7 protein-coding genes are annotated in these 11,278 nt (G+C 67.4%); 3 read left to right on the forward strand and 4 right to left on the reverse strand.

What is annotated here, in order from left to right; genetic code table 11:
* Positions 1-355 precede the first annotated feature (355 nt).
* Positions 356-1,609 carry a DNA gyrase subunit A gene (locus G6016_RS13545; protein ID WP_182633161.1) on the forward strand — a complete coding sequence of 418 codons (1,254 nt, stop codon included), beginning with the start codon at positions 356-358 and terminating at the stop codon, positions 1,607-1,609.
* Here G6016_RS13545 and G6016_RS13550 read toward each other — a convergent pair.
* Both G6016_RS13550 and G6016_RS17720 read right to left on the reverse strand, forming a co-directional pair.
* On the reverse strand, positions 1,602-5,069 hold the full coding sequence (locus tag G6016_RS13550; protein WP_182633162.1) for a UvrD-helicase domain-containing protein: 3,468 nt from the start codon (positions 5,067-5,069) through the stop codon (positions 1,602-1,604). The genes G6016_RS13545 and G6016_RS13550 overlap by 8 nt on opposite strands.
* Entirely contained in the window at positions 5,066-7,990 is a 2,925-nt protein-coding gene (locus tag G6016_RS17720) for a PD-(D/E)XK nuclease family protein (protein ID WP_338403613.1), read from the reverse strand. The genes G6016_RS13550 and G6016_RS17720 overlap by 4 nt, the downstream gene beginning before the upstream one ends.
* Positions 7,991-8,060: 70 nt before the next feature.
* Between G6016_RS17720 and G6016_RS13560 the strand changes: the two genes are divergently transcribed.
* Complete coding sequence (locus tag G6016_RS13560; protein WP_182633167.1) at positions 8,061-8,894, forward strand: hypothetical protein; 834 nt, start codon at positions 8,061-8,063, stop codon at positions 8,892-8,894.
* A 15-nt stretch (positions 8,895-8,909) separates the two neighbouring features.
* On the opposite strand, the gene G6016_RS13565 is transcribed toward G6016_RS13560, so the two are convergent.
* Entirely contained in the window at positions 8,910-9,770 is an 861-nt protein-coding gene (locus G6016_RS13565; protein WP_241730310.1) for a T3SS (YopN, CesT) and YbjN peptide-binding chaperone 1, read from the reverse strand.
* A complete protein-coding gene (locus G6016_RS13570; RefSeq protein ID WP_182633163.1) occupies positions 9,771-10,361 on the reverse strand; it encodes an HD domain-containing protein in 591 nt (196 codons plus the stop codon). It abuts the gene before it with no gap.
* Positions 10,362-10,645: 284 nt separating this feature from the next.
* Between G6016_RS13570 and G6016_RS13575 the strand changes: the two genes are divergently transcribed.
* Positions 10,646-11,278, forward strand: a 633-nt coding sequence (locus G6016_RS13575; RefSeq protein WP_182633164.1) for a lamin tail domain-containing protein, incomplete at its 3' end; no start/stop codon positions are given.

Genomic DNA, 11,278 nt, shown 5'->3' on the forward strand with positions numbered 1-11,278 from the left:
AGCGTTGTGTCGTTGAGTTTTCGCAGGTCAGCGGCGCGAACAATTTGGGAGATATCGGTCACAACTGCGTGTTCGGGCCTCTGAGCCCGTCCTGGACTGACGTCCGACTCTAAGGGAATGGCAACGCGGGTCGCAGTCTCCGGGCGATCGTGGGTTCGCTGTTCGGCTCTGTTGACCGAGTGGAAACGGACTCCGCGCGATTGTCTGCCACGAGCCCGATGCCTGGTCCGACTAGTGCTCCCGCGGTGTGTGCAAGCTGACTGAAGCGGAGCTGCTTCGCTGCGCGGAATGCGCGTAGGATTCCGAACGTTCGGTGCCGGTTGGGCCGGATGTAAGTGAGAGAACGGGGCCGTACGTGGGTGCGATAAGAGCTGATGGGGGATGGTTCGGACCCGGCGACGATCTCGAACGCGCCTGGGATGAGGCAGAGGCCATCTTGCTGGCGGTCGAGGACCTCGACGCCGTGATGGACGCGATACGGGATGCTGAATCCCCGGTCGAGGCGCGCCGCACACTGAAGTTCGAGTTCGGTTTCACCGGCCGGCAGGCTGCGCTCCTTCTCACCCTGCCGGTGATGTCTTTCACCCGGTCCGAGCGTCGACGGCTCGACGACGCCCGCCGCGCCCGTATTGACCTACTCGCCGACGTGACCGGTGTGCTGCCCGTCGTCGCCGACCCGGCGCCCGGGACGGCGTCCGACACTGCGTACGCCCCGGAATTCGGTTCGACGTCCGTCGCAGCGAGTGACCCGGATGGAACAGGTGCGCCTGCGCCTGCGCCTTCCGCTGAGCCCGTGTCCGCCCCTGCCGAACAGTGGGAGGCCGACTTCGGTGCCACCTTCGACGGCATCCTCGCCGGGATCAGTTCCGCGATGGAGAACACGCAGGATGCCTGCACCGCCCACAACTCTGTCGCGGCCGAGTTCCCATCCACGACCGACTTCCCGACCGACGTGGAGTCCCCGGCCGGCACTGCCTCGCAGCCTCAGCACTCCGCCTCGCGGGTTCGCCGCTCGATGTCCGAGCTGGACGAGGCATCGACGGTGCTCGACGAGCAGCTCGGGGAACTGTGTGACGCCCTTGCCTCGCTGATCGGGACTCGGCCCGCAGGTCTGGCCTGGTCTGATGATCCCCGTTCCTCGTCGGATCCGGCGGGCATGCTTCTCGACAGTTGCGGGGTCGACGACGCCACCGGCATCCGCACACTTTTGTGGCACCTTCACCGGACCGGGTTGGATTCGGTCGAGGGTCTGTTCCCGTTCGCTGAGCCCTTAACTGCAGGCCAGGGGTTCGATGCGCAGTCGGCGCAGTTCGAGAAGGCCATGGCCATCGGCGGTCTCGGTTCCCGGCCGTCCTCGAGTGTCCACTGGGCGTCCCGACTGTGGCCGATTGCTGACCGCCGGGGCTTCGGTTACGCGGTCGTCATCGGAGACGATCAGGACGCGGGATCGGTTTGGGCCTATGGCGGCGACGAGCCGCTGCACCGAATGTGGGACTCGGTCGTGGACCTGCTCGTCGAGGTTTATCGGTCACTGACGGCCGGCGATCCCTGCGACGCGGCCGTCGGTGCTGTTCTCGACGGCCGCGTGGCGTGGACGAACCTCAGCTGAGCTGACGCGTCACCACCGACGCCTGCGGGCCGCGGCAGAACACCAGCTCGATGCGTGACACGGCTCGGCCGGTGGTCACACCTAGCAGTTCCGCGTAGGCACACAGCTGCAGCAGGTATTCGTCGACGGTGTCGGTGGTGACGCTGACGTCGGTCTTGTAATCGATGACCGACAGTGTGCCGTCGGGCTCATCGACCACGAGGTCGACGACACCATCCACCGCGACCGTCGTTCCGTCGGCTGTGGTCAGCGGTCCGGCCACCGGAAGCTCGGCCCAGTGCCGCAGACCGGCGGCTCGGCGGACGGGATCGGAGGTGAGTGCGGTTCGGGCCACCGACACCATCTCGGCGACCGCATCGGGCGCACGGGCACTTCGCAGGCTTCCGCCCAACCCCAGCGCGACGAGCTGGTCCCGGGCCCAGTCCTGCCACTGCGCCACTGCCTCTGAGGCGTCCGTCTCTGAACTGTGCAAGCCTGCCAGATCCGAGTGCTCGGCCAGGTAATGCACGGCTGTGCCGACGTCTGGACCGGCGGCGATCGGAGCGTTCTTGGGTTTGGCCGGCAGTTCCTCGGCGCGTGTGGGCGCCGGGTCGAAGCGTTGTCTCAATGCAGTCGCGAGTTGCTCCGGAAGGGTGGGCATCCGTGTCGCGGCGTCCTCGTCCTGCTGTGTGCCCACCGCCGTGTCGTGCGCACCCTGTGTGCCCTGGGCGTCGGGATCGGTGAGATCGGCCGGATGCACGATTCGGGTCGCCGACCAACCCGCACGTTCTGACGAACGGACTGTCACTTCACGACTGCGCTCGGCCCACTCGGCGGGATCGGGAACGTCGACAGCGGGAACCGGTGCGGCCTGGAGAAGGCGTGGACCGAACTCCACGAGGGCGGGGGCGTCTGGCTCCTCGACGACCGAGCCGAACAGTGCGCCCCACATCGCGAGTGGCTTGTTCTGCTTGGACAGCGCATACCCGTGACCGGACACGGCGAGGCGGCTCTCCGCGCGGGTCGTTGCCACGTACAGCAGCCGGATCCTCTCCGCTCGGGAATGCTCCTTCTCCCGCTCGGCGACCGGGCCGTGCGCCGGGTCGTACACATTTCCCGAGAACCGCGCGACGGGCAGCGACTTCTCGTCCTCGGTCCACAGAAGTCGGGGCGCGACCTCTCGGACCTTGCGGCTCATCCCGGCGATGATCACCATCGGGTACTCCAGCCCTTTCGAGGCGTGGATGGTGGTGATCCGCACCGCGTCCACGCCGATCTCGGGGATCGCCGCTTCAGGAACCCTCGCGTCCTCCGCCGTGAGTGATAGTGCCCAATCGGCGTATTCGCGCAGGTCCGCGCGTGCGGGATCTGCTGCCGATTCCTCCCACTGCCAGGCGTGCTCGATGACGAAGCGGATACGCCGCCAGAGGTCCCGGCGCCGTGGTGATTCGGCGACGGACTCAAAGACCATGCGGTCGCTCACCAGACGTTCCAGCAGTTCACCGGGCCGCCGGGTCTCACGAGACAAGCCGGCGAGGTAGTCCATCGCCTCGGCCACAGGCGAGTCGAGGAGCTCCTCCGGTGTCCGCGCGACCGGTGACCAGGTGCCACCGGCCGCATGCCAACGCAGCAGGTCGTCGTCGCCACAACCGAACAGTGGTGACCGCAGTGCCCCGACGAGGGAGGCCTCGTCGGCCGTGTTTGCCATCGCGCGTACCGCCAGCAGCAGGTCGCGGATCTCGGGGGTTCCGTACACGATCGACGAGGCCTCGGTCCGGAAATCAATCCCCGCGTAGTCGAGGCAGGTCTCGAGCATCGGTAGCGACGTTCGTGCGGGCAACAGGATCGCGATGTCGCCCAGCTTCAACGGTGTCTGCTGCCCGGTTTTGGACTCGTGGGTCCATCCCTCTTTGATGGCGGTGGCGATGACCCGGGCGACATCAGCGGCCTCGGTCCAGTGCCGCACATCCGCGTCGCCGGCATCAGTCGGGCACTGCGGGGGGCGTTCCTCGGATCGGAACACGAACGGAGCCGGGCCGTGCGCCGGATCGTGTGGCGGTCGCCCTGGGGCCGCCTCTAGGGGCCGGTACTCGGGCTGGATTCCCTCAGAGGGCACCAGAATCTCGGTGAACACCTCATTCACCCAGTCCAGGACCGCTCGCGAGCAGCGGAAGTTGGTGCTCAGGCGTTCTACCTCAACCCCGGACTCGGTGCTGTCGTCACTGCCGCGAGCGCGGAGGTAGGTGGAAATGTCGGCCCGGCGGAAACGGTAGATGGACTGCTTGGGATCTCCGACGGTGAACAACCGGCCGGACTCCGGTCCGCTCCCGTCCACCGCGTTGGTGAGCAGTTCGGCCAGGTCCAACTGGATGGGGTCGGTGTCCTGGAACTCGTCGATGAGGATGCGACGGTACTGCTCGCGTACCCGCTCACGGACCTGCGGGACATGGAGGAGGTCGCGGGCCAGAACCAGCTGGTCATGGAATTCCAAGGTGCCGCGGCGCTGCCGCTGATTCGCATGCCGACGAACCACGACGGTCAGCGCGTCGACGATGAGCTGGATCCGGGGAGTCCAGTACTCGAGCATGATTTTCTCGCAGGTGGCGGGTAGCTGCCTGATCTCGCCTTTGATTTCGTCGAGCACCTCTTTGCCGCCCCAGTTCGCGCCCTTGCCGCCGCGTCCAGCGGATTCAGGGGAACCCAGCAGTTCTGACCAGGTGGGCGACGCGGTGGGATCGGCCAGTGAGGTGTGGAGGTTCTCGAGCCAGGTCTCGTGCTTTCCGAGGGTGGCGTACAGCAGGTCCGACTCGTCCTGGCAGGCCTCTTTCCAGCCGACGATCGCAGTGGCCGCCGCGATGACTTCACTGAGGTCAGGGGTGGACGGCAGTGGCGTGCCATCGTGGAGCGGGTCGGTCGGCAGCCGATCCCAGTCACGGTGGAGGGCCTCGACGAGCTCGTGGAACGCGGTGGGGGACACCCCGGAGTCCAGGACTTCGTCGACCGCCCTGGCCAGGTCGCCCTCCCGGGACGCGGACGGACCCTGACCGAACAGCAGAAGTGCGCATTCCTGCCATAGCGCGTCGAGTGCGGCCGACGCGGCCGTGTCCTGCTGGACGGTGGCTCGGGGCGGGATTCCGGCCTCGAGCGGGTTCTCCGAGAGCAGGCGCAGGGCGAAGGAGTGGAGCGTTCCGATCGCAGCCGTGTCCAACCCGGCAAGCGCTTTGTCTGCAAGCGGTGCGCCCTTGTCCCGTTCGTCGACGAGGTACACCCGCAGCCGGTCACGCAGCTCTGCTGCGGCCTTTTCCGTGAACGTGATGGCAGCGATCTGCTCGATGGGGATGGCATCGACCAGGAGCAGGGTGCTCAGTCGCCGCACGAGTGCGTACGTCTTGCCGGTGCCGGCACCGGCCTCGACGAAGAGGGTCGCGGAGGTGTCGCCCTCGACTCGATCGCGGGCCGGCTGGTCGGACAGGGCGGTCATGAGGGCGACTCCGATTCGGTCTCTGTCTGGTCGGCGAGTAGGAGGCCGGCGAATGCGGGGTGGGTGGCCATTGGCTCGGTACGCGAGAGCGCTTCCCAGGCGTCGTCCAGGTCGGACGCCCCGAGGAGTGCGGCGAGATCGCGAGAGGATCCTCGACCGCCTTTGAGGGGGAACCATCCACGCTGAAATGCATCGACGAGGTTGCCGACGTCCTCGCGGACACGGTCCAACACCTGGTCCGTGATCGGCAGACCGATCTGCTCGAAGTTGCCCTTCTCGGTGCAGTACCAGTAGCGAGCTTCGCTGACGGGCAGCTCACGGGCGGTCGCGGCTGCGGCGGCGTAGAGAGGCAACTGGAACTTCGTGCCCGCGAGGGTGGGGTCTTCCGCGGTTGGCCGGCTCTCCATGTCAGGTGCTTTGCCGGTCTTGTAGTCAGTGACGCGCCCTGCGCCGGACTTGTTGTCCACGCGGTCGATCGACCCGGCGAGGAGGAGAGTCGTGCGGCCGTCGGTGGTGGTGACCTCATAGGGAATCTCGAGGACTTCACCAGAAGAGTCCGCCCGACCGAAGTCGAGTTCGGTCGCGACGGGGCGCCAGCCGTTAGCGGCGTCCGAGGCATCCTCGTTGAACCACCGGACGAGTTCGGCACCCAACAGCATCTCGCGCCTGCGCCACAGCGAGGCGACCAGGCCGGGGGATTCGGCGACCGCGGCGTCGCACTCCGCCGTGAGTGCAGACTTCAGGAGATCCTGGTCCGGCCCGGATCCGGTGGCGAGCCGTTCGTCGATGTAGCGCTGAAGAATCCTGTGGACGAGGTCGCCATAGTCGCGGACATCCATATCTATCGCCGCCGCCGGGTCGTCGAGGACCCTGACTCTCAGGATGGTGCTGATGAAGAACAAGTAGGGGCTCTGCGCCCAGTCCTCGAGTCGAGTCGGGGAGAGGGGGCGATCCAGCACTGTCAGCAGGTCGGCTGCGGTGGAGACGTCACCGGTGAATCTGGTGAACCGCCCGAACCGGCGGTCCCCACGAAGCTGGTGGGCGCGAACGAGCAGATCGGGTGCGTCGTCGCCTACTCGCCAGGCGTTGCCCGCGAGCTGCCGTATACGCAGTTCGGCAAATGTCGCCGGATCCGAGCCCAGCACAGAGGGCGGGGCGAGGACCCCGTCTACGAAGGATGGCACCGCGGTGACGGTCGGGCAGGACGCCGCGGCCGCTTGCCATCGGGTTGCGTGCACTTTCGTGTCTGCCAGACGCGACAGCGTGGGAAGGAGCCAGCGGGAGGGAATGCGGTCCCCACCACCGCGCATCGAACCCCGGGGAAACGAACACAGTCGGTGTTCGGAACCGGCTGCCAGGGCGAGCTGCAGGACCCGGTATCGCTCGTCGAGATGCTCGGCCGGAGGCAGGTCGACAGCGCCTTCCGGCAGGAGGGGGTCGGGCCGTTGCAGTACCGGCAGCAAACCCTCCGCCATTCCGACGATGCACACGGTGTCCAGATCGCGGCCCACGGCGTCGTCGATCGGGCCCAGTGCGACGCCCGCGCCCTCGTCCCCGACTCTGTCGGTGATCGGGTCGAGGCGGGCGGCCAGAGCGCTCACGAGTCGGTCCCGGGTGATGGCCGGTGCGACGGAGTCCAGGTCTGTCAACGAGGCGATGACCGCCAGCACGGCCGCACGGTCAGGACTCTGGCGGCAGACAGCCGTGATGAGCGCCGCCACCGCGTCAGCGGTCTCGTTCCACGATGTCGCGGTATCGACCGCGCGCAGCCCGTCCCGGATCCGGGTGACCAGCCGCAGAACCGCAACGGCCGCCGCCCGGTCGCGATCACTGAAACTATCCGGGGCTGCTCTGAGGGCGTCCGCGAGGCGACCCCAGTCGGTGCCGGCGATCACGGGGAATCGGGTGCGGGTGAGCAATTCCAGCCGACGCGAGGACACCTGCTTCCCGCTCTCGTCGGTCGCGCCCACGGACCCCTCGGCCACGATGGACAGTAGCTCTGCCCGATCCATCAGATCGGCATCCAGCTCTAGCAACCGGATGAGGGAGCGGCCGGCGGCGGAGCGCCCGACGCCGGAGTCCGACGGACCGTAGACGGCGATGCCGGCCTCTGCGAACGCCCGGTGCAACAGGCGCTGGTAAGGGTCGGGTGACGGGTAGTACACGCCGATCCGATGCCCCGGAACCCCGCCTGCGATCCGCGAGCGGACGTAGCGGACCACAGCACGGATCTCATCGTCCGAATCCGAGGCATGCAGCACGTGGGTGCCGGTCACCGCATCATCTGTATCCGGTTCCGCGGCGGAGGCAAGGTTCTCCGAGCCGGTCCCCGGAATCACGGTCACCCCGCGGGCCTCGAGGGCAGCGCGCAGTCGGCGCTCGATGGAGGTCCCGCGTAGCGGAGCTGCGACGATCACCCGCCCCAGTCGATCCAGATGGTCGAGCGCTGTGCTCACGGCCTCGAACTGCGTGTAATACGACGATCCGGTCCTCGTGTGCGCGTCGGCGGACAGTCGTAGTACCTCTGCTTGAAGCGGCGTATCGGGCGAGACTGATCCCGGTTCGACCGTTCCCAGTCGTTGGCAGGCACGAGCAATAGCCTGACCGGTGACCGGTTCTGAAGCCACGGCCTCCAACCGTCCGGCGTCGGCATCCAATGCGGTGTCGACGGCCGCGGCGAGTAGTGGGAACGGCAGTGCCGCTCGAGGGGCCAGCACCGGTCCTGACAGCTCGGCAACGACCTGGGTCGCCGTTCGGACCGTCACGTTCGCCGCGCCACCGGTGAGTGCGAGGGAACGGACGAGGTCCCGAGCGGCCCCGAATGATGGCACGATCACTGTGATGCGGGCGAGGGGATCGTCTGCTCGAAGCCGACGTACCTCGTCCGCGACGGCGGTGGAATGGGCCTGAAATCCGGTCACTCCGCCATGGTGCCCCACGGGTACGACAGGTCGGGGTGATCGGTGCGGAATTGCGGTGTGTGGTCGGCTTGTGAGCGATGGGCTCGGGGAGCGGAAGGGTGTCTCGATGGCGCACGGCGGCGGTGGCGGCGGCTGGGCTGATGGGCCGGACAACACGGGTGGCCAGGGGTGGGACGACACCCACGGGTGGCAGGACCAGCCGGGTTGGGATGACACCTCGGCTGGACACTGGGGGTGGGCTGATCCTGCGCAGAACGGTTCTTCGTACGGCTACGCTCCAGCGCCGCCGATGGGTGGCAAGCGCGGGTCCGGCGGCGGTTCCTCGGGGCTCATGACCGCGGTCGTGTCGATGTTGATCGTGGTGGTGCTGGGCTTGGCGGGCGCATTGGTTTACTTCTTCCTGCGCCCGGACTCCGCTGGAGCAGGTGGGGCGGGGCAGGCGGCGTCGGGTGACACCACCTCCGGGTGGCAGACCGTGCCGAACACGCTCGGTGGCGATGCGTCGCAGGGTGAGGCCACCGTGACCGTCACTCGGGATGCCCAGTCTTCACAATCGGGTTCCTCGCAATCGTCCCGTAACTCGGACTATCCGGCGGGTGCTGATTCGTCTGGCTGGATCGATAACCGTCAGTCCCGATGCCGGTCCGGCGACGACGCCGTGATGATCGGTCGGTCGTCCCAAGCGTCGTTCTCGATCTGCACCGATAGTGACACCGGGCGCTACTACTACCGGGGCTCCGCCAGCGGCTTGGGTCTGGAGGTCGCCGATCCCACCGTGAAGGATGGTGAAGCCACGGTGGTGAACGGCGGGGTCATCTACCAGATCTGGGAGGACAGAATGGCGATCTATCAGAGTGGAGAGCTGATCTCTGACCAGGAGATCGTCACGCTGTGGACCCGGTGACACGGACACTGCACGTCAGCGAGGACCGAGCTTGTGTGCGATCTGGTCCCGCGTGCACGCGAACGTGTAGAGGAAGTGCTCGAGTGCACCCTGGGCGTGCCGGGGGAGGAACGGGCTGACCGGAACGGTGGTGCGCTGGAGAACGTGCCGGCCGTCGAGAACCCAGGTGGTGTGTGGATCGGCGAGGTTCAGTCGGGCGATTTCGAGTGCCGCCTCGGCCCGGGAGCGCACCCCGCGAGCAACCCAGGCCCGGATGTGGGCGTAGGGAAGATCCTCGCGGAACTCGATGTGGATCTGGTGTCCGACGTGGTCGAACACCAGGTGTCCGTCATCGTCCACAACACAGGGATGCCCGGTGACCCGCTCGACCAGTGCCTCGTACCGGTCGCGGGCGTCCTCGTGGTCGGAGACCTCCACAGCCACGTCGACCGGACTCGGATCGTCTGCTGGGTCCTGCCCGACCGGGACGGAGTCGGTTCGGACAAGACGCAGGGGGCCGGTGCGCCGGCCGAGAGTTCCCTCACCCCGCAGCGTGAGCAACTGAGGATGCGGGACGCCGAGCCGATCCCGGCAGGCTTCCATCACCGCGCGGGCGAGCTCGTCCGGCTCAGACCGGTCGTTCCAGACGATCATCTCCTCGATCAGCGTCTCACTGCCCGGCCGGAGGGAGACCCAGGCCGACTCGTCCCCAGCGCGCTGCAGTAGGCAACGGTCCTGGCCGTCGGTCCCGTTCCCGGGAGCTGAGAACTCCAACGCACCGACGGCGGTGGGGTCGCGCAACAGTCTGCTCAGGTCTCGACCGAAGGCGTCCCACGGATCGGATTGTCGGCCCGGGGCGAGACTGTCCGGGCCGGACAGTTGATCCCGGGTGGCCATTCAGGCCCCCGGGGCGAGCGACGCCACGTCGTCAACCGCCCTGCGCAGCTCGCGCGACGCGGCACAATCGCCGAGCCGCTCGGACACGGTGTCGGCGATCGCACCGTAGAACCAGAGCTTCTCGGCCGGCCCGGCGTTGAACAGGCCCCACATGGCCTCGCCCTGCCGATCGTGCGCCACCGCCATGGAACGCAGGTTGTGAATTTTGTCCGCGGCCGAGATGAGCAAGCACTCCTGAGAGTCCTCGGCCAGCTGCGAGAGGTAGCCCTCCTTGCGCACCCGCCACGGTGGCGTTTCCTCACCGGCCGTCTTCTCCTCCGACACCCCGCGCACCATCTCGGTGACGCGCTCGCCGAACTCGGCCGTCATGTCCTCCGCCGAGTACACCGACGGCGGTACGTCTTCCAGGACATCGTGGAGTATCGCGGCTACCACCACGTCCTCATCCTCGGTGAAGTCGGACACGATCATCGCCACCGCGACAGGGTGAGCGATGTACGGGGTCGGGTCGTCCTTGCGGGTCTGGCCCTCATGGGCGCGGGCGGCCACCGCGAGTGCGCGGTCGACGGTGGGGGTCCATGTCATGGGCATGGTGTCTCCTCTCGTGGAGGGGTCCGGCGTCGGGCAACGCCGCCGGGAGCTGGCCCGAACCCGGAGGTTCCGGCCGCACCATCAGTAGACACCACGGGTACGACACACTTCGTGGCTCAAACGAATTCAGAGGTCGAGACGTAGTCGCCAGGTCGAATGATCCGGCCCACATCTGTACGGCGGCAATTCATCTGAGGGAAACCTGAGGGTGGGGAAGTGGTCGCGGGGCCTGCCTAGCGTGAGCCGGGTCAATTCCACGCCCACCCGAGGACGCTCTTCAGATAATGAATCCCACGCATTTGAGGTCTCGGGCCGCTGCCGGTGCCATGGCACTCGCGCTCGCCGGCTCCTTGGCTGTCGCAGGACCCGCTGCCACCGCACAGCCCGCCATCCAGGCTACTGCCGCCCCGCTGCTCATCACGGAGTACGTCGAGGGGTCGCGCTTCAATAAGGGCATAGAGATCACCAATACAGGTGAGGCCGAGGTCAATCTGTCCGAATATTCGGTGCACGTCTTCTCGAATGGGAACACGACGTCGTCGTCGGAAGCTCTGACCGGAACCCTCGCCCCCGGTGACTCCTTCGTCTACGGCAGCAACCGCGCGACCTTCCCTGTGGACCAGGCGAGCGGCGCGGGGCTGTGGAACGGCGATGATGCGATCGTTCTCTACCACGGCGAGACCGTGGTGGACTCGTTCGGCCGCGTCGGCGAGGCCCCGGGCAGCGCCTGGACCAGCGGCGACGTCACCACGATCGACGCCACGCTGCGCCGGAACCAGGGCTCGTCGGCGGACACCGACCCGTTCGACACCTTTGGCCCGGCCGCCGAGTGGACGGCGTTCCCCACGGACACGTTTGACGACCTGGGCACGTGGGGCGAGGGCGCCGGCGACCCGGGTGACCCCGGCGACCCGGGT

Origin of the sequence: Dietzia aerolata (assembly GCF_014144865.1) — a bacterium.
GTDB lineage: Bacteria > Actinomycetota > Actinomycetes > Mycobacteriales > Mycobacteriaceae > Dietzia > Dietzia aerolata.